This window comes from Ensifer sp. 38_S197 (assembly GCF_056924495.1).
In genome coordinates this window covers 418,889-436,977 of record NZ_JBXOVZ010000002.1, presented here as the reverse complement: position 1 = coordinate 436,977, position 18,089 = coordinate 418,889, and the positions used below count along the sequence as shown (strand labels likewise).

The 18,089-nt window shown below is 61.7% G+C and carries 16 protein-coding genes; 12 read left to right on the top strand and 4 right to left on the bottom strand.

What is annotated here, in order from left to right; all coding sequences use genetic code 11:
- Positions 1-560: 560 nt before the first annotated feature.
- From AC1Z3V_RS15385 to AC1Z3V_RS15360, 6 genes are all read left to right on the top strand, one after another.
- The gene (locus tag AC1Z3V_RS15385) at positions 561-1,355 is read left to right on the top strand and encodes a helix-turn-helix transcriptional regulator (RefSeq protein WP_483500181.1); all 795 of its coding nucleotides are present in this window, start codon (positions 561-563) and stop codon (positions 1,353-1,355) included.
- A 547-nt stretch (positions 1,356-1,902) separates the two neighbouring features.
- Complete coding sequence (locus AC1Z3V_RS15380; protein WP_483500179.1) at positions 1,903-2,943, top strand: UDP-glucuronic acid decarboxylase family protein; 1,041 nt, start codon at positions 1,903-1,905, stop codon at positions 2,941-2,943.
- A 1-nt stretch (position 2,944) separates the two neighbouring features.
- Positions 2,945-3,925 carry a UDP-glucose 4-epimerase GalE gene (gene galE, locus AC1Z3V_RS15375; RefSeq protein WP_483500177.1) on the top strand — a complete coding sequence of 327 codons (981 nt, stop codon included), beginning with the start codon at positions 2,945-2,947 and terminating at the stop codon, positions 3,923-3,925.
- Positions 3,925-5,925: a glycosyltransferase gene (locus AC1Z3V_RS15370; RefSeq protein ID WP_483500175.1), complete on the top strand. Its 2,001-nt coding sequence runs from the start codon at positions 3,925-3,927 to the stop codon at positions 5,923-5,925. Before galE ends, AC1Z3V_RS15370 begins: the two co-directional genes overlap by 1 nt.
- Positions 5,926-5,974: 49 nt before the next feature.
- Positions 5,975-6,490, top strand: coding sequence for a DUF995 domain-containing protein (locus tag AC1Z3V_RS15365; protein WP_483500173.1), 516 nt, complete (start codon positions 5,975-5,977; stop codon positions 6,488-6,490).
- 18 nt (positions 6,491-6,508) lie between these two features.
- On the top strand, positions 6,509-7,468 hold the full coding sequence (locus AC1Z3V_RS15360; protein WP_483500171.1) for a glycoside hydrolase family 26 protein: 960 nt from the start codon (positions 6,509-6,511) through the stop codon (positions 7,466-7,468).
- A 157-nt stretch (positions 7,469-7,625) separates the two neighbouring features.
- On the opposite strand, the gene hppD is transcribed toward AC1Z3V_RS15360, so the two are convergent.
- Positions 7,626-8,738, bottom strand: a complete 1,113-nt coding sequence (hppD, locus tag AC1Z3V_RS15355) for a 4-hydroxyphenylpyruvate dioxygenase (RefSeq protein WP_483500169.1) — start codon at positions 8,736-8,738, stop codon at positions 7,626-7,628.
- Positions 8,739-8,869: 131 nt separating this feature from the next.
- On the opposite strand from hppD, the gene AC1Z3V_RS15350 reads away from it, so the two are divergent.
- Entirely contained in the window at positions 8,870-9,349 is a 480-nt protein-coding gene (locus tag AC1Z3V_RS15350; RefSeq protein WP_065375464.1) for an Lrp/AsnC family transcriptional regulator, read from the top strand.
- Positions 9,350-9,351: 2 nt separating this feature from the next.
- Here AC1Z3V_RS15350 and AC1Z3V_RS15345 read toward each other — a convergent pair whose 3' ends face one another.
- Positions 9,352-9,822, bottom strand: a complete 471-nt coding sequence (locus tag AC1Z3V_RS15345; protein WP_483500167.1) for a MarR family winged helix-turn-helix transcriptional regulator — start codon at positions 9,820-9,822, stop codon at positions 9,352-9,354.
- A 174-nt stretch (positions 9,823-9,996) separates the two neighbouring features.
- Here AC1Z3V_RS15345 and hmgA point away from each other — a divergent pair, with 174 nt between their 5' ends.
- The 5 genes from hmgA (at position 9,997) to purU (ending at position 15,128) form a co-directional block, all read left to right on the top strand.
- Positions 9,997-11,364 (top strand): homogentisate 1,2-dioxygenase, encoded by a 1,368-nt coding sequence (gene hmgA / locus AC1Z3V_RS15340; protein ID WP_483500165.1) that lies wholly within the window; start codon positions 9,997-9,999, stop codon positions 11,362-11,364.
- Entirely contained in the window at positions 11,361-12,248 is an 888-nt protein-coding gene (locus tag AC1Z3V_RS15335; protein WP_483500163.1) for an MBL fold metallo-hydrolase, read from the top strand. Before hmgA ends, AC1Z3V_RS15335 begins: the two co-directional genes overlap by 4 nt.
- A 112-nt stretch (positions 12,249-12,360) precedes the next feature.
- Positions 12,361-13,377 (top strand): fumarylacetoacetate hydrolase family protein, encoded by a 1,017-nt coding sequence (locus tag AC1Z3V_RS15330; RefSeq protein WP_483500161.1) that lies wholly within the window; start codon positions 12,361-12,363, stop codon positions 13,375-13,377.
- A 29-nt stretch (positions 13,378-13,406) separates the two neighbouring features.
- Entirely contained in the window at positions 13,407-14,045 is a 639-nt protein-coding gene (maiA, locus tag AC1Z3V_RS15325) for a maleylacetoacetate isomerase (RefSeq protein WP_483500159.1), read from the top strand.
- A 198-nt stretch (positions 14,046-14,243) separates the two neighbouring features.
- A complete protein-coding gene (purU, locus tag AC1Z3V_RS15320) occupies positions 14,244-15,128 on the top strand; it encodes a formyltetrahydrofolate deformylase (RefSeq protein ID WP_429812977.1) in 885 nt (294 codons plus the stop codon).
- A 258-nt stretch (positions 15,129-15,386) separates the two neighbouring features.
- Here purU and AC1Z3V_RS15315 read toward each other — a convergent pair whose 3' ends face one another.
- Together AC1Z3V_RS15315 and lpdA are read right to left on the bottom strand one after the other, a co-directional pair.
- Positions 15,387-16,568 carry an acetyl-CoA C-acyltransferase gene (locus tag AC1Z3V_RS15315; RefSeq protein WP_483500157.1) on the bottom strand — a complete coding sequence of 394 codons (1,182 nt, stop codon included), beginning with the start codon at positions 16,566-16,568 and terminating at the stop codon, positions 15,387-15,389.
- Between the two features lie 125 nt (positions 16,569-16,693).
- Positions 16,694-18,088, bottom strand: a complete 1,395-nt coding sequence (gene lpdA, locus AC1Z3V_RS15310) for a dihydrolipoyl dehydrogenase (RefSeq protein ID WP_483500155.1) — start codon at positions 18,086-18,088, stop codon at positions 16,694-16,696.
- Position 18,089 lies beyond the last annotated feature (1 nt).

Sequence of the window (18,089 nt, the reverse complement as noted above, 5' to 3'; positions counted from 1 at the left end):
AAGCCGTTGTTATAGCATTTGAATTTGCTCACGCCAGTGTGGCTGTCGGCGCCAACCATGCGGTTGTGCTCCCGCTTCTTCGCGCGATCGGTCGATCCGCTTCGCCCAGGCCGCCAGCACACTAGCTCCAAGGAAGTATTTTTAGGTATATCGGCCCGAGGGATGGGTAGGCGGCGCGGCGAATACCTGGGCAGCTAATCCTTCTTTTCGTCTCGGAATGGGCTGCCTTTCGCGGAAATGGGTGGGGCGCCGTGTCCGGTGGAAGAGCGGTCGCTGCCATCGGGATGGCATTTTTCGAGCGTCAATGCGTGAGGCAGTCGCCGTGTAACCCAAAGATGGTTCGATTTATAACGATTTAAGGACACTTTCGGGGCGCCAATAATCCTTTTGGGTTGTTTCGTAATGAAGATCTTTACGTTACATTAGCTATCGCGAATTTTCCCCGGGGTGGGAAGTCGCCGTGACGCATAGTGGTTCCGAATAAATTTTCTGAAAGTGTGGTGCGCTGCGGGAAAAACGTGCACCCATAAAAATAAATGGAAAAATCCTAGGAGGGCGTAATGTATCCGGGAAGCTCCAGCGTTGATGATTTTGAAGAAAACAACAAGGCTTTGTCGCAGAAGAAAAAGATCGTCATGCTCGCCAAGATTGATCTGTTTGCCGAGTGCCTGATGCAGGCGGTCGGTTCGCGGTTTCAGGGGCACGACATCGTCTGCTTTTCCGATCCGGACAATCTGTTGGACGGCAGTCTCGTCGACGTGACGCTGATCATGCTCTACCGCATGCCGGCCAAGTCCTTTCCAGCGATCTTGCGGACCATACACGAGTTTCACCCCAAGACCTCGATCGGTCTGGTGGTGGAGAATGCCGAGGAACTCGATCCGTCGATCGCCGGCTTCGTTGAAGAACGGCTGATCCACGGCGTTCTGCCGTTGAACCTGAACCTGGACGTCTGCCTTGCAGCCATCGATTTGCTGATGAAGGGGGGCGAGCACTTCCCCGCCGCCTTGCTGCGACGGCTTTCGCCCGAGCCCTTCGCTGCGAGCAGTCTCTATGGTCGGCGGTCAGAGCTGTCCGGAGCGAGCGCAGGCGCAGGTCGGCGCAAGCGCGATGCCGGGCCCGACGGATTGACGACCCGCGAAGTTCAGATCCTCGATCTGATCTGCAAGGGAACGCAAAACAAGATCATCGCCGATCGTCTTGGATTGTCGGAGAATACCGTCAAGGTTCATGTCCGCAACATCTACAAGAAGATGAACGTCCGCAACCGCACGGAAGCGGCGTCGCGTTACTTCACCAACGATGCGGCCGCCGAACGCGGTGGCGAGACGCTTTCGTCGCGCTGGAAGAACTAAACTCGGAAGCATCGACCAGGCATTTCATTGCTGTGCCTCGACACCGTCGAGTGCGCAGTTAATTGCGTTTTGGCTGCTGATCAGGGCTTGCATGCCAGCTTCCCGTGACCTCGCTTGGGGCGAAGGATGGTGCCCACGGCGGAACACCCGACCGACATCGCCCGCCGGACTACTCCCCCCGAAAAAGCAGGATTTCAAGAGTGATCGGTAGCCCGTAATAGCTATAATATGATTAATAAAGTATTAAATGATTACTTTGTCTGGATTATAGTGTAGCAATCTGCGGCTATTTCCCGGGTAACTCTATTCTTATTTCATATTATATTATATAAGTCCTTATCGTTTTAGTTGACGCGTCGGTAGTTATTTGATAATTAGCTAATATTGAAATTTAAGATAAGAAGATATTGGGATGGATCGTAGAATTCTTGTTCTGTCGGGTTGTGCGTGAAATTGTAATAAAGAAACAATTCCTTATTATATTTCCTATGGGCAGCCCGTCTCCAATCACCATGAGGAATGGTGTGTAGAATAATTGGAGGTGCGCATGCGAAAGGTCGTTCCAGGCCCGTTGTCTGTCGTCGGGCAACGCGAGTTTCTAAAGAAGATTGCAGGAATACCGAGAAGAATACTAGTAACAGGCGGAGGCGGTTTTCTTGGTTCGCATATTTGCGAAAGACTTCTTTCTCTAGGTCATACGGTCATTTGTCTCGACAATTTTTCGACGGGACGGCGCGAAAATCTCTTTCATTTGGTGCAGAACCCGCATTTCCACGTCATCGATCATGACGTTCGCAAACCCTATCTGATCGATGCTGACGTCATCTTCAATTTTGCTTCTCCGGCATCACCGCCCGACTATCAGGCCGATCCGGTCGGCACTCTCATGACCAACGTCCTTGGCGCGCTGCATGCACTTGAGAATGCGCGCGCCACCGGCGCCACGGTCATCCAGTCCTCGACCTCGGAAGTCTATGGCGATCCGCTCTTCAGCCCGCAACGCGAGGTCTATTTCGGCAACGTCAACCCGATCGGCCCGCGTGCCTGCTACGATGAAGGAAAACGGTCGGCCGAAACCCTGTTCTTCGACTACCACCGATCCCATCGGGTCAAGATCAAGGTCGCGCGCATCTTCAATACCTACGGCCCGCGCATGCGGGCGGACGACGGCCGGGTGATCTCCAATTTCGTCGTCCAGGCCCTGCTCGGCAAGGACCTGACGATCTATGGCGATGGGCAGCAGACCCGGTCCTTCTGCTATGTCGACGACCTGATCGACGGTTTTCTCCGGCTTTCGGTCTCGGCCGGTGATTGCATCGGGCCGATCAACCTCGGCAATCCCGGCGAATTCACGGTTCTCGAACTTGCGGAAATGGTGCGGTCGCTGACCGGCTCACGCTCGCGCATCGTTCACCAAGCGGCGGCCGTCGACGATCCGCGTCAGCGCCGTCCCGATATATCGCACGCGCTTACGGAGCTCGCCTGGGAGCCGAAGGTCATGCTGCGCGACGGGCTCGAGCGCACCATCGCTTACTTCGAGGAGCGCCTCAGCGCAGCCGATCGCGCAACGGCGGGAGAGGCGGTATGAGATGTCCCGCGTCATACTCGTCACCGGCGGTGCCGGTTTCATAGGAAGCCACACCTGCAAGCGCCTTGCTGAGCAAGATTTCGTTCCCGTCGTCTATGACAATCTTTCGACGGGGCATAGGACCAACGTAGGCTGGGGTCCCCTCGTTGAAGGCGAGCTTGAGGACACGGAACGGCTGGCGACGGCGATCCGGACGTTTCTGCCCGAATGCGTGATCCACTTCGCGGCTTCCGCCTATGTCGGGGAATCCGTCGAAGACCCGGGAAAATACTATCGCAACAATGTTGCAGGCAGCATCGCGCTGCTCGAGGCCTGCCGTGTCACCGGGCTTAAACACATCGTATTTTCCAGCTCCTGCGCCACCTACGGCGTGCCGCCGCGGCTTCCGATCACCGAGGACACGGAGCAATTTCCGATAAACCCCTATGGGCGTACGAAACTGATGATCGAGCTGATGCTCGGCGACTACGCGCGCGCCTATGATCTTCGTTCCGTCGCCTTGCGCTACTTCAACGCCGCGGGCGCCGATCCGGAAGGACAGCTCACGGAACGGCACGATCCGGAAACGCATCTCATACCGCGCGCCCTGATGGCGGCGGCCGGCGGGATCGAAAAACTCGACGTCTTCGGCGACGATTATCCGACGCCGGACGGAACCTGCATTCGCGACTACATTCACGTGACCGACCTCGCCGATGCGCATGTCGCGGCCGTCAACTATCTGCGTGAAGGCGGCGAAGTGCTGCGCGCCAATCTCGGCTCCGGACACGGAACGTCGATCCGGCAGGTTCTCGAGGCCATCGATCGCGTCACCGGGCGACAGGTTCCCGTGCAGATGTTGCCGCGTCGCCCCGGCGATCCGCCCGTGCTCTATGCCGACACGAGCCGGGCGCGGCAGCGGCTGGGCTTCCGCCCGGCGCTCTCGGACATCGACACCATCATCCGCACGGCGGCGCCGGGTTTCGGCCTGGAGGTGCGGTGATGAGCTGGGCCGCCGCATTCGACGGATTTCGGCACTATGCCGATCTCGCGCGTGCGCGGCAAGTGCGACATGTCAGGCCTCGTCTGACGGTGCTGTTTTCCGGACGCCTGCAGATGCTAAACATGTTGGGCGTTACCGCATGGTTCGCGGCCTTCGTGTATTTCTGGCGGTGGTGGTTCGATCCGGTCCACGTCATGGACTGGCCATGCTACATCCTCATCACCGTCGTCGTCGGATGGATCATCCTGCTGCCGGTCTATTTCATCATGATCTTTTCCGGCGCGAAGGTGGCCACCGTGGACACGGGTCCGGTGCCCCGAGGGCGGATCGCGATGGTCGTCACCAAGGCGCCGTCCGAGCCGTTTGCCGTTGTGCGCAAGACGCTGCAGGCAATGCTGGACCAGACCGGCTGCGACTTCGATGTCTGGCTGGCGGACGAGGACCCGTCGCCGGAAACGGTTTCCTGGTGTGCGGCCCACGGGGTTTTCATCTCAACGCGAAAGGGTGTCGCCGAATATCATCGCGCCACCTGGCCACGCCGCACGCGCTGCAAGGAAGGAAACCTCGCCTATTTCTACGATCACTACGCCTATGAGCGCTACGATTTCGTGGCGCAGTTCGACGCCGATCACGTGCCCGAAGCCACCTATCTCGTCGAGGTGCTGCGTCCCTTCAACGACCCGTCGGTCGGCTACGTCTCGGCGCCGAGCATATGCGACGCGAATGCCGCCACAAGCTGGGCGGCACGCGGGCGGCTCTATGCGGAGGCAAGCCTGCACGGCTCCCTGCAGGTCGGCTACAACAACGGCTGGGCGCCGCTGTGCATCGGTTCGCATTACGCCGTGCGGACAAAGGCGCTGAAGCAGATCGGCGGGCTGGGTCCGGAACTCGCCGAAGATCATTCGACGACGCTGATGATGAATGCCCATGGCTGGCGCGGCGTGCATGCCCTGAACGCCATCGCCCATGGCGACGGGCCGGCGAACTTTGCCGATCTCGTGGTTCAGGAATTCCAATGGTCGCGCAGCCTGGTGGCGATCCTGTTGAAGTACTCGCCCGTATACGTGCCGAAGCTGCCGCCGCGGCTGCAGTTCCAGTTCCTCTTTTCGCAGTTCTGGTACCCGCTGTTTTCGTGCTTCATGGCGCTGATGTTCGTGATGCCGATCGCGGCGCTGCTCATGGGACGGGTCTTCGTCGCGGTCGAATATCCCGATTTCCTGCTGCATTTCGTGCCTTTGTCGCTGGTTCTGGTCGTGCTCGCCTATTTCTGGCGTTCGACCGGCACCTTCCGCCCGCATGACGCGCGGGTGCTGAGTTGGGAGACGATCCTGTTCCTGTTCGCGCGGTGGCCCTGGTCGCTGCTTGGCTGCCTGGCGGCGGTGCGCGATCATCTGAGCGGCTCGTTCGTCGATTTTCACATCACGCCGAAAGGCGGCGGCGCAGCAGCTCCCCTGCCGCTTCGTGTGCTGACGCCCTATCTCCTGCTTTCTCTGATGTCGGCGCTCGCCGTCTGGCTGATTGCCGATGCGGGAGCGGCGCGCGGCTTCTACGTCTTCGCCGCGATCAACGCTCTCATCTATGCCGGGCTCGCGGTGGTGATCCATGTTCGGCACGCGCGCGAGAACGGGCTGCCTCTCGTGCCGCGTTCGACGGTGACCGCGATGACGGCCGGCTCTCTGGTGCTGGTCTCGGTGCTGTCTGCCCAATCGGCCGTGCGCCACGGTGCCGAGGCAACGGAGGCGCTGTCGCACGGCCTGGGCTTCGTGACCTTCACCGACGCGAAATTCGCAGTTGCCGGCGCCGGCCTCGGCACGAAGCTCAGGATCGTTCGTTTCCATTTGCAATGGAAAGGCTTTTCGCCGCCGCCTGAGAGCGGGGCGCGGACCGAGGCTGCCTTGTCACGGGCCACCGCTAAGAGCGTCGAAGGACGTGTCAGCGAAACGGAATACCGGGAAACGACGACGACAAAGAAGGTCGGCCGATACGACATGCCGTCATGACGGCGGCGAGAAATCGAGTGTGTAAATCTCCAAGACGAGGAGAAAGGCGATGAAAGGGTCGATAAAAGTCATGATTCTGCCGCTGTCGCTGCCGTTTGCAGCCGCCGCGGTCTACTTGGGCGCCGAGCCGGTCAAGGCGAAGATGGAGATCAAGCCGACGCCGCTCAGCGCTTACGAAGTCTATTCGCTCTACCGCAACAAGACCTGGCAATGGTCGACCGGCGGCGCACGCTTCACCGCGCATGACCGAAAGCTCGTTGCCTTTGTCGACAAGGGCAACGGTGACCGCTCCTTCGCCGAAGGCAACTGGTACGTCAGCGACCTCGGCATGATGTGCATGCAGGCCATATGGACGACCGCGGTCGATGCGGGCGACGCTCGGACCTGTTTCGGCCACGCCAAGATCGGCGACACGATCTATCAGCGGAAAGTGCCAAACGGCGAGTGGTATGTCTTCAAGCACGCAAAGCCCAAGCCCAATGACGCTTACTACAGCCTCGTCGCCCAGGACGACATCACAGCAAAGGCATTGCGTCTCAAGGAACAGTTCCTGGCCAAGAAATAGACGCAGCAGGAGGATGAAATGAAACGCAAATTGGCATTCGCCCTATGCACTGCCCTGGCCCTGCAGCTGGACTTCGGCAGCATGGTGTCCGCGTTGGCGCAGGAGCAAGCCAATCCCGCGGGTAATGCCGGACAGACCGAGATGATGATCGACAAACGTCCCGTCATGCACCCTGGCGGAACGAAATTCGGCGCTTACGATCCGCATGGCGATTTCGGCGCCCAAGGCGACGTGACGACCGAGGCTCTGTTCCTGCCGTGGGAAGATGTCGATCTCGCATCCTTGCGCACCGCTGACGAGTATGCGCTTCAGCGCAAGCGCAATCTGCTGATCACCATCGAGCCCTGGTCCTGGTCGCTCGACTGGAAACTGACGCCGACGCAACTCCGCGACCGGATGCTCAGGGGCGAATATGATCCCAACATGGAAGCGATCGCCAACGCGATTGCCGAACTGAAAAGCCCGGTCGTCGTGCGCTGGGGGCAGGAAATGGAAGACACCTCCGGCCGCTTCTCCTGGGCCGGTTGGGAACCCCAGGATTGGATCAAGGCCTACAGGCATGCCATGGACATCGTGCGCGAGAAGGCGCCGAAAGCGCAGATCATGTGGTCGCCGAAAGGACTGCCGAACCTCGAAGCCTACTATCCGGGTGACGACTATGTCGATCTCGTCGGGCTGTCCGTCTTCGGGCTCGAGCCCTTCGACAAGATCGAGTACGGCGGACCGAAGACCTTCGCCGAGGCGCTGAAGCCCGGCTACGACCTGGTGGCCAAGTACAACAAGCCGATCTGGGTGGCCGAACTCGGATGGGAAGGCAGCCAGGCCTATATGCAGCCGTGGATGAACGCCGCGACACAGCCGGATCCGCAGTTCCCGAAACTGGCTGAAGTCGTCTACTTCAACGACCGTGACGTGATCGAATGGCCGCATGACCTCGGCCGCCCGAACTGGCGCGTCGTCAACGATGCCACGAACTGAGATCGACGATTGCGATATCTGTTCGATCGGGCACGCGGACGCGATCACGTTGTGAGATGTCGGCTCCATAGAAAAGCCCCTCGCTTGAGGCGAGAGGCTCCTAAGCTTCGAGAGGCCGGCCCTGCCGTCCGGCCAAGATTTTCCGGGCCAGGCCTGTTTACTCGGCCGCCTGCGGTCCCAGTTCGCCGCGACGGATCTGGTCGGCTTCGATCGATTCGAACAGGGCGCGGAAATTGCCCTCGCCAAAGCCTTCGTCGCCCTTGCGCTGAATGAACTCGAAGAAGATCGGGCCGATCACGGTCTTCGAGAAGATCTGCAGCAGGATCTTCGTCATGCCGCCATTCACCACGCCTTCGCCGTCGATGAGGATGCCGTGCTTCTTCATGCGCTCGATCGGCTCGTCATGGCCGTGCACACGCTCGTGTGACATCTCGTAATAGGTTTCCGGCGGGCCGGGCATGAACTTCAGTCCATTGTCGGCGAGCTTGTCGGTGGCGTCGTAGATCGCTTCGGTGCCGACGGCGATGTGCTGGATGCCTTCACCCTTGTACTTGCGCAGATATTCCTCGATCTGGCTCGTATCGTCCTTGGACTCGTTCAAGGGAATGCGGATCTTGCCGCAGGGCGAGGTGATCGCGCGGCTGACGAGGCCGGTAATGCGGCCGTCGATGTCGAAGAAGTGGATCTGCGTGAAGTTGAAGAGTTCACGGTAGAAGGCCCACCACTTGTCCATGTTGCCGCGATAGACGTTGTGGGTGAGGTGATCGAGATAATAGAAGCCGACGCCTTCGGGCTTCGGGTTGCGCTCGCCGGTCCATTCGAATTCGGCTTCATAGGCCGAGCCCTTGGCGCCGTAGGTTTCGACGAAATAGAGCAGCGAACCGCCGATGCCGACGATGGCCGGAACGTCGAGACACTTGTCGTTGCCTTCGTAAGGGATCGCGCCCTTCGAGACCGCATGGTCGAAGGCGTGCTTGGCGTCGACGACGCGCCAGGCCATGGACGGCGCGCAGGGGCCATGCTGATCGACGAAGCGCATGGCATGGGAACCCGGCTCGGCATTCAGGATGTAGTTGATATCGCCCTGCCGCCAGACGGTGATGTTCTTGGATTTGTGCTTGGCGACCGGGCTGTAGCCCATGCGGGTAAAGAGCTCGGCCAGCTTCTCCGGTTCCGGATGGGCGAATTCGACAAATTCGAAGCCGTCGGTGCCGGCGGGGTTGTCAGCGGTAATGGTTGCCGGCGGGGCGTCATGCGGGAAGGGGCCCATCGGAAGTCTCCTCTTGTTCTTCCAAACTTTGCTGGAGTATGACGCAATTCCCATGCATGATGCTTGTATTCTTGCGCTGTTTGGACAAAATGGTGCACGAAACATGCAAAATATTGTATTAGGGCGCACGAATGGAGCAGCTTGACGGCTTCGATCTCAAGATCCTCAGTGAATTGCAGCGCGACGGGCATCTGACCAACAACGAACTGTCCGAACGCATCGCGCTTTCGCCGTCGCAATGCTCCCGGCGGCGCACCCGGCTCGAAGCGGAAGGCTATATCACCGGCTATCAGGCCCAGATCGACCGGCAGAAGCTCGGCCTTGATCTGATGGTGGTGATCTCGGTGACGCTCGCCACCCACAATCGCGACAATGCCAAGCGGTTCGGCAAGCTCGTCTCCAGCCTGCCCGAAGTTCTGGAGGCCTATGCCCTGACGGGCGAGATGGACTATCATCTGAGAGTAGTGACGCCGGATCTCGCCGGGCTTTCGCGCTTCGTCAACGACGTGCTGCTGCCTCACGACAGCGTGCAGCATGTGAAGACCTCGATCGTGCTCGAAACGCTGAAAAGCTTCGAAGGCGTGCCGATCCCGGAACGGATGAAAGGCTGAGCTCAGCCGCGGGCGTTGTCGGGTTTTTCGATCCTGACGATGGCGCGTTCCACTGCTTCCAGGCCGACAGCCAGCGCCTGCATCTCGGCCGGACCGATCAGCGCGTTCAATTCCGCCTGATAGTGGGCAGCAAGCTCGGTCAATTCGCCATAGGCCCGAATGCCTGTCTTCGTCAGTTCCAGATGCTCGACGCGGCGGTCGTCCTCATGTTCACGCCGCGTCAGCCAGCGGCGTTTTTCGAGGGCCGCGACGGCGCGGCTGACTTTGGTCTTGTGCATGGCCGAGTGGGCGCCGACCTCGGTCGCCGTCATCGGACGGCCGGTGCTGCCGAGGGCTGCGAGCGTGCGCCATTCCGGGCGGGTGAGCTGGTAGCGTGCCTTGTATTGGGCCGCGAAGCGCAGGGCGACGAATTCGGCTGCTCGGTTCAAGCGGTAGGGCAGAAAGGCATTGAGCTCGAAGCCATCGGTGGCCATCGCGGTGTCCTTGATAGTTACAAAATCGATAGTTACGATTGCAACTAATATGCCGAAAGCGCCGCTCACGTCCACGAGGATCAGCCGTCGCCGTGGCACCGGAAGTATGCCGGCCCCTGTTTAAAGGGGCGCTCCCCTGCTGGAGCCAGGCGCTTGGAGGAGGAGGATCGAACCATGCTCGAGAAGGCAGGACAACAGGCCGATGCGCAGGCCAAGGCAGCCGAGGCGCTCGGCTACATGCCGGGCTTCGGCAACGATTTCGAGACCGAAAGTTTGCCCGGCGCTCTGCCGCAGGGGCAGAACAGCCCGCAGAAATGCGCCTACGGGCTTTATGCCGAGCAGCTTTCCGGCTCGCCCTTCACCGCGCCGCGCGGCACCAACGAGCGTTCCTGGCTCTACCGTATCCGGCCGAGTGTCCGCCACACAGGGCGCTTCAGCAGGATCGACTATCCACACTGGAAGACGGCGCCGCATATGGCCGAACATTCGCTGGCACTCGGCCAGTTGCGCTGGAACCCGCTGCCGACGCCATCGGAGAAGCTCAATTTCCTTGAGGGCATCCGCACGATGACGACGGCGGGCGACGCACCGACGCAGACCGGGATGGCGGCGCATGCCTATGCCTTCAACGCCGACATGGTGGACGACTATTTCTTCAACGCCGACGGCGAGCTCCTGATCGTTCCAGAGACCGGCGCGATCCAGGTCTTCACCGAACTCGGCAAGATGGACGTGCAACCCTCGGAGATCTGCCTCGTGCCGCGCGGTACCATGTTCAAGGTCACGCGGCTTGGCGACGAGAAGGTCTGGCGCGGTTACATCTGCGAAAACTACGGCGCCAAGTTCACGCTGCCGGATCGCGGCCCGATCGGCGCAAACTGCCTCGCCAACCCGCGCGATTTCAAGACGCCGGTCGCCGCCTTCGAGGAGAAGGAGACTCCCTGCCGCGTGCATGTGAAGTGGTGCGGCGGCTTCCACGTGACCGAGATCGGCCACTCGCCGCTCGATGTCGTCGCCTGGCACGGCAACTACGCGCCCTATAAATACGACCTCAAGACCTTCTCGCCCGTCGGCGCAATCCTCTTCGACCACCCGGATCCGTCGATCTTCACGGTCCTGACGGCACCTTCCGGCGAAGAGGGGACGGCGAATGTCGATTTCGTGATCTTCCCGCCGCGCTGGCTGGTCGCCGAACACACCTTCCGGCCGCCCTGGTACCACCGCAACATCATGAGCGAGTTCATGGGGCTGATCTACGGCCGTTATGACGCGAAGGAAGAGGGTTTCGTGCCCGGCGGCATGAGCCTGCACAACATGATGCTGGCGCACGGGCCTGACGCGTCTGGCTACGACAAGGCGACAAACAGCGAGTTGAAACCGGTGAAGCTCGACCATACGATGGCCTTCATGTTCGAGACCCGCTTCCCGCAGCAGCTGACCCGCTACGCCGCCGAACTGGAGACGTTGCAGGACAACTACATCGATTGCTGGAGCGATCTCAAGAAGCGGTTTAACGGGACGCCGGAAGGCGATTGGTCTTGAGTTCACGCCTCGTTTTGCTCGGCAGCAAGGGCGGTCCGGCGATCCGGCCGGGCGGCCCGTGGCCGACCTCGTCGCTCCTCGAAATCGGCGGTCGCAGGGTCGTCGTCGATTGCGGCCTCGGCGTCACCCGCGGGGTGACGGATGCCGGCGTAGCGCTGAAAGCGCTCGATCTCATCGTCATCACCCATCTGCATTCGGACCATGTGCTCGAACTTGGACCGCTGATCCACACCGCCTGGACCGCCGGACTCGCGCATCCCGTGCGCGTCTTCGGTCCTGTCGGGACACTTGCCTGTTGGCAGGGCTTCCTGCAGTCGCTGGCGTTCGACATCGACATCCGCATCGTCGATGAAGGGCGGCCGGACCTGCGTGCGCTGGTCGAGGTCATCGAATATTCCGAGGGCAAAATCTTCTCGGAGAACGGCCTGACGTTGTCGGCGCTGCGCGTCGACCATCCGCCGGTCACCGACTGTTTTGCGCTCCGCTTCGACCATGCGGAAGGCTCAGTCGTATTCTCGTCCGACACGGCCTATTTCCCGCCGCTTGCCGATTTCGCCAGAGGCGCCGACATTCTCGTGCATGAGGCGATGCTTGCCGAAGGCGTCGACCGGCTAGTGGCGCGCACCGGCAATGGCGCGCGGCTGAAGGAGCATCTGCTTGCGAGCCACAGCTTCGCCGAACAGGCGGCCGCGATCGCGACGGCCGCCGGCGTCGGCCGGCTGGTGCTGCACCATCTGATCCCCGCCGATGATCCGGACATAACCGAAAACCACTGGATTGCGGCGGCCCGCAAAAACTGGGCGGGCGCCTTGACGATCGCTGCCGACGGCCTTGTTGTGAAGCTTACGGACGATTCGTCCGTTTACAGCGCCGCGCGTCTTTGAAGACGCGCTAAGGCCGCTGTAACACTTTAAGCTGCCGCATAATTCCTATGCGGCAGGCGCGGTTTCCTCCGAAACCGCGTGAAACAATGAAAAGGTTGAGAGGGAGGACTGCATGAAACTGGCGACACTCAAGGACGGTTCGCGCGATGGAAAGCTCGTGGTCGTCTCCCATGATCTTACCCGCTGCTCCGAGGTCGGGCATATCGCCCGCACGCTGCAGGCAGCGCTTGACGATTGGGCGCATGCCGGTCCTCGGCTGGCGCGCGTGGCCGAGGGGATCGAGACCGGCTCGCAGCCGACGATCCGGTTCCATGAACACGATGCGCTCTCGCCGTTGCCGCGCGCTTACCAATGGGCCGACGGTTCGGCCTACGTCAATCACGTCGAGCTGGTCCGCAAGGCCCGCAATGCCGAGATGCCGTCGAGCTTCTGGACGGATCCGCTGATGTATCAAGGCGGCTCCGACAGTTTCATCGCGCCGCGTGATCCGATCCCGCTTGTCGACGAAAGCTGGGGCGTCGACATGGAGGGCGAAGTTGCCGTCATCGTCGACGACGTGCCGATGGCGGCGACGATCGAAGAGGCGCGGACGGCGATCCGCCTCATCATGCTGGTCAACGACGTGTCGCTGCGCGGACTCATCCCGGCAGAGCTCGCGAAGGGCTTCGGCTTCTTCCAGTCGAAGCCGTCTTCCGCCTTCTCGCCGGTCGCCGTTTCTCCGGATGAATTGGGCGACGCTTGGGACGGTGGCAAGCTGCATCTGCCGCTCTGCGTCGACCTCAACGGCAAGCCCTTCGGTCGCGCCAACGCCGGCATCGATATGACTTTCGACTTTGCCCAGTTGGTTGCCCATGCCGCCAAGACCCGGCCGCTCGCTGCAGGCACGATCATCGGTTCGGGAACGGTCTCCAACAAGCTCGACGGCGGACCGGGCAAGCCGGTCGCCGAGGGCGGTGCCGGTTATTCCTGCATTGCAGAACTGCGGATGATCGAGACGATCGTCGGCGGCGCGGCGAAGACTCAGTTCCTGAGGGTCGGCGACGTCGTGCGCATCGAGATGAAGGACAAGGCGGGTCATTCGATCTTTGGCGCGATCGAGCAGACCGTCGAAGCCTACAACAAGGCCTGATACGGCCGAGCGACAGAACGGGCAAAGGCATGAGCGAGACCGTCCTTTACGACTACTGGCGTTCGTCGGCGAGCTACCGGGTGCGTATCGCGCTCAATAGCCTCGGCGAAAGCTATCGTTCGGTGCCGGTCGACCTGCTCGCCAAGGCGCACAAGCAGCCGGAGCATCTGGCGCGCAATCCGCAAGGCCTCGTGCCCGTTCTCGACATCGATGGCGAGCGCTTCACGCAATCGCTCGCCATCATCGAGTATCTCGCCGAGACGCGTGCCAATAGCGGCTTCCTGCCGGATGATGCGGTCGCGCGCCAACGGGTGCGCACGCTGTCCTATGCGATCGCCATGGACATCCACCCTGTGTGCAATCTCGGCGTGATCTCCCATGTCATGGCCAATGCCACGGATGGCGAAGCGGCGCGGCGCGACTGGATGCGCAAGTTCATCGGCGAGGGGCTTGCCGCCTTTGAACGGTTGCTCGACCATACCGCAACGGGCCGGTTCTGCCATGGCGACCGCCCGACGATGGCGGATTTCTGCCTGGTGCCGCAGGTCTACAACGCTCGCCGCTGGGAGGTGGATCTCGGCGCTTGCCCGCGGCTTGTCGCCATCGATCAGCATTGTGCGGAGATCGAGGCTTTCGCCCGCGCGCATCCGGATCGCACGCCGCGCTGAGGCGAGTGCGACTTTCTGCCCGACCTCTCTCCAGGCACCATCAGGCTGAAGCTGTATTGTGCTGACCGGCTCGTCTGGCCGGTTCCGTCAAGCGAATGTCGCGAATGGATCGTCGGCGGCGAAAAGGCCGCGCTAGTTTTTGCGTGACTGGCCGTATATGGGGGGGCCGGAAAAACCTCTGGAGCGAGAGACCTACCGATGAAAAGCTATGTGCTGAACGTCAGCTGCAAGACCACCCGCGGCATCGTCGCCGCCATCACCGGCTATCTCGCCGAAAAGGGCTGTTACATTTCAGACAGTTCGCAGTTCGACGACCTCGAGACCGGCCTGTTCTTCATGCGGCTGACCTTCATCAGCCAGGAAGGCGTCAAGCTCGATGAGCTCAAGGAGGGCTTCGAGCCGGTCGTCAAGCGCTTCAATATGGCGGCCGAAATCCGTGACAGCGAAGAGCGCATGAAGGTGCTGCTGATGGTGTCGCGTTTCGGCCATTGCCTCAACGACCTGCTCTACCGCTGGAAGATCGGCGCGCTGCCGATCGACATCGTCGGCGTCGTCTCCAACCACTTCGATTATCAGAAGGTGATCGTCAACCACGACATTCCCTTCCATCACATCAAGGTGACGAAGGAGAACAAGCCGAAGGCGGAAGCGCAGCTCCTGGAGATCGTCGAGCAGACCGGCGCCGAGCTGATCGTGCTTGCCCGCTACATGCAGGTCCTGTCGGATGCGCTCTGCAAGAAGATGTCGGGCCGGATCATCAACATCCACCACTCCTTCCTGCCGTCGTTCAAGGGGGCCAACCCCTACAAGCAGGCCTATGAGCGCGGCGTGAAGCTGATCGGCGCGACGGCGCATTATGTCACCGCCGACCTCGACGAAGGCCCGATCATCGAGCAGGACATCGCCCGCATCACCCACGCCCAGAGCGCGGAAGACTATGTCTCGATCGGCCGCGATGTCGAAAGCCAGGTGCTGGCGCGTGCGGTGCACGCGCACATCCATCACCGCTGCTTCATCAACGGCAACCGCGTCGTCGTCTTCCCGCCGAGCCCGGGCTCCTACGCTTCCGAGCGCATGGGCTAAAGAGCGGCCGATCTGACCCTCTCACCGTCAGGGGGAGAGGGACGAGAGGCAAATCGCCGCTGAAAACGACAAGCGTCGCCCGTTCGATCGGCGGCGCTTCTCATAAGTTGGCGCGGGATGCGGGCCGAAAACCGCGCGCACTTTTCCTCATTCCGCTACAGCGCCGCGCGTCTTATCAGACGCGCAAAGGTCGCTGTAGCGCTTTGATTTGCTGCGTCCTTTAACCGGCTGCGATCAAAGGAGACATGCAGTCGTATCCTACTGCAACAGTTCCAGCCCCACTGCCGTCGCCTCGCCGCCACCGATGCAGAGCGAGGCAATTCCGCGTTTGACGCCCTTGGCGCGCATGGCGTGAAGCAGCGTCACGATGATGCGGGCACCGGACGCGCCGATCGGATGGCCGAGCGCGCAGGCGCCGCCGTTGATGTTGACGATATCGTCTGAGAGCCCGAGATCACGGATCGCCGCCATCGCCACCACGGCGAAGGCCTCGTTGATCTCGTAGAGGCCGACGCTGCCCTTCTCCCAGGCAAGCTTGGCCATCAGCTTGTCGATCGCGCCGATCGGTGCGGTCGTGAACCAGGCCGGTTCCTGTGCGTGGCCGGCGTGGCCAGCGACGATCGCAAGCGGCGTCAGCCCCCGCTTTTCCGCCTCGCTTGCCCGCATCAAAATCAGTGCCGCTGCACCGTCGGAGATCGACGACGAATTGGCCGCGGTCACGCTGCCGCCGTCGCGGAAGGCGGGTTTCAGCTTCGGGATCTTTGCCGGATCCGATTTGGTCGGCTGCTCGTCGCGGTCGAGATTGGCGGTCTGCCGCTTTCCGGCGCCGCTGACCGCCACCGTCTCCTCGGCAAAGGAACCATCTTCAGCCGCGCGGGTTGCGCGCTCCAGCGAGCGAAGCGCGAAGGCGTCCTGATCGGTGCGCGAGAACTGGTAGTGTTCGGCCGTGTCCTCGGCATAGGTGCCCATCAGCCGGCCGGAATAGGCGTCTTCGAGGCCGTCGAGGAACATATGGTCCTTGACCTCACCATGCCCGAGGCGGAAGCCGCCGCGCGCCTTCGGCAACAAATAGGGGGCGTTGGTCATCGACTCCATGCCGCCGACGGCAAGCACAGCGGCGCTGCCGGACAGCAACGCATCATGGCCGAGCATCAGCGCCTTCATGCCGGAGCCGCAGACCTTGGAGACGGTCGTCGACGGCGTCTCCTTGCCGAGGCCTGCGCCAAGGGCTGCCTGGCGCGCCGGGTTCTGGCCGATACCGGCCGGCAGCACATTGCCCATCAGCACCTCGTCGACAGCATCAAGGCCGGCGCGATCGAGTGCTGCCTTCAGCGCGATGGCGCCGATTTCCGGCGCGGTCAGATCCTTGAGGCTGCCCTGAAAGGCGCCCATCGGGGTGCGTGTCGCCGAAACGATGACGATCGGATCAATTCTGCTCATATCTTTCTCCCGTGCGACAAAAGGCAATGGTTGGAGCGGGTGGGCGCCGCATGTGTCCTTCTCCCCGCGTGGCGGGAAGAAAGTGGCCGGCAGGCCGGATGAGGAGCCATTTTACAACGTGTCGATCAGATATGCAGCGCGTGCCCCAGCGCCTTCAACGCCGACTCCTGGAAGGCCTCGGACTGTGTCGGGTGGGCATGGATCGTGCCGGCGATGTCTTCGAGGCGCGCGCCCATTTCGATCGCAAGGCTGAAGCTTGCCGAGAGTTCCGAGACCCCGTGACCGACCGCCTGGATGCCGAGCACCAGGTGGTTATCGGCGCGGGCGACGACGCGGACGAAGCCGTCTTCCGAGAGCGTCGTCATGGCGCGGCCATTCGCCTGGAAGGGGAACTGGCCGATCTTGATCTCGATGCCGTTGGCGCGCGCTTCGTCGGGCGAGAGCCCGGCGGTGACGATTTCCGGATCGGTGAAGCAGACGGCCGGGATGCAGCGCTTGTCCCAGCTTCGCTTGTGGCCGGCGACGATCTCGGCCACCATTTCGCCCTGCGCCATGGCGCGGTGCGCCAGCATCGGCTCGCCGGTGACGTCGCCAATCGCGTAGATGCCGCGCATCGAGGTGCGGCACTGGTCGTCGACGCGGATGAAGCGGCCGGTGCGATCAAGGTCGATCTCCTCCAGGCCGAAGCCTTCGGTCACCGGCCGGCGGCCGACGGTGACCAGCACTTTTTCGGCGGCGACGTCGACGGCGCGGCCGTTGTGCTCGGCATGCAGGCTATTGGTCTCGGTGGAGTAGCTCTTGGCGACCGTCTGGGTGAAGACTTCGATGCCGAGTTCGCCGAGGCGCTTGCCGATCGGTTTCGTCAGGTCGGCATCATATTGCGGCAGGATGCGCGTCAGGGCCTCGACGACGGTGACGTGGCTGCCGAGCTTGGCGAAGGCCGTGCCGAGTTCGAGGCCGATATAGCCGCCGCCGATGACGGCGAGGCTCTTCGGCACGCTCTTCAGCGACAGGGCTTCGGTCGATGAAATGATCGGCCCGCCGAAGGGCAGGTCCGGAAGCTCGACGGGCGCCGAGCCGGTGGCGATCACGATCGCGTCGGCGCGGATACGCTGCAGCCCGGTTTCGGTTTCGACGTCGACAGTCTTGCCATCGACGAAGCGAGCCGCCCCGATCACTGCCTTGACGCCGGCCTTCTTCAAGAGCCCGATCACCCCGCTGTTCAGCCGGCCGACGATGCCGTCCTTCCAGGCGACGGTGTGGGCAAGATCGATCGAGGGGCTGGCAAGTGAGAGGCCGAGCGGACTGCGGCCGGACGCCGCCGCGCGCAGCTTGTGGAACTCTTCGGCCGCGTGGATCAAAGCCTTGGAGGGAATGCAGCCGACGTTGAGGCAGGTGCCGCCGGCCTTGGCCTTTTCGACGATCACGGTGTCGATACCGAGCTGGCCGGCGCGGATGGCTGCAATGTAGCCGCCGGGGCCGGCGCCGATGACCAGTAGCTTGCAGGAAATTTCCTTCATG

Excerpts from the sequence above, each read along its gene's own strand:
- AC1Z3V_RS15385 (WP_483500181.1), top strand. The coding sequence starts at position 561 with ATGTATCCGGGAAGCTCCAGCGTTGATGATTTTGAAGAAAACAACAAG.
- AC1Z3V_RS15380 (WP_483500179.1), top strand. The coding sequence starts at position 1,903 with ATGCGAAAGGTCGTTCCAGGCCCGTTGTCTGTCGTCGGGCAACGCGAG.
- galE (WP_483500177.1), top strand. The coding sequence starts at position 2,945 with ATGTCCCGCGTCATACTCGTCACCGGCGGTGCCGGTTTCATAGGAAGC.
- AC1Z3V_RS15370 (WP_483500175.1), top strand. The coding sequence starts at position 3,925 with ATGAGCTGGGCCGCCGCATTCGACGGATTTCGGCACTATGCCGATCTC.
- AC1Z3V_RS15365 (WP_483500173.1), top strand. The coding sequence starts at position 5,975 with ATGAAAGGGTCGATAAAAGTCATGATTCTGCCGCTGTCGCTGCCGTTT.
- AC1Z3V_RS15360 (WP_483500171.1), top strand. The coding sequence starts at position 6,509 with ATGAAACGCAAATTGGCATTCGCCCTATGCACTGCCCTGGCCCTGCAG.
- hppD (WP_483500169.1), bottom strand. The coding sequence starts at position 8,738 with ATGGGCCCCTTCCCGCATGACGCCCCGCCGGCAACCATTACCGCTGAC.
- AC1Z3V_RS15350 (WP_065375464.1), top strand. The coding sequence starts at position 8,870 with ATGGAGCAGCTTGACGGCTTCGATCTCAAGATCCTCAGTGAATTGCAG.
- AC1Z3V_RS15345 (WP_483500167.1), bottom strand. The coding sequence starts at position 9,822 with ATGGCCACCGATGGCTTCGAGCTCAATGCCTTTCTGCCCTACCGCTTG.
- hmgA (WP_483500165.1), top strand. The coding sequence starts at position 9,997 with ATGCTCGAGAAGGCAGGACAACAGGCCGATGCGCAGGCCAAGGCAGCC.
- AC1Z3V_RS15330 (WP_483500161.1), top strand. The coding sequence starts at position 12,361 with ATGAAACTGGCGACACTCAAGGACGGTTCGCGCGATGGAAAGCTCGTG.
- maiA (WP_483500159.1), top strand. The coding sequence starts at position 13,407 with ATGAGCGAGACCGTCCTTTACGACTACTGGCGTTCGTCGGCGAGCTAC.
- purU (WP_429812977.1), top strand. The coding sequence starts at position 14,244 with ATGAAAAGCTATGTGCTGAACGTCAGCTGCAAGACCACCCGCGGCATC.
- AC1Z3V_RS15315 (WP_483500157.1), bottom strand. The coding sequence starts at position 16,568 with ATGAGCAGAATTGATCCGATCGTCATCGTTTCGGCGACACGCACCCCG.
- lpdA (WP_483500155.1), bottom strand. The coding sequence starts at position 18,088 with ATGAAGGAAATTTCCTGCAAGCTACTGGTCATCGGCGCCGGCCCCGGC.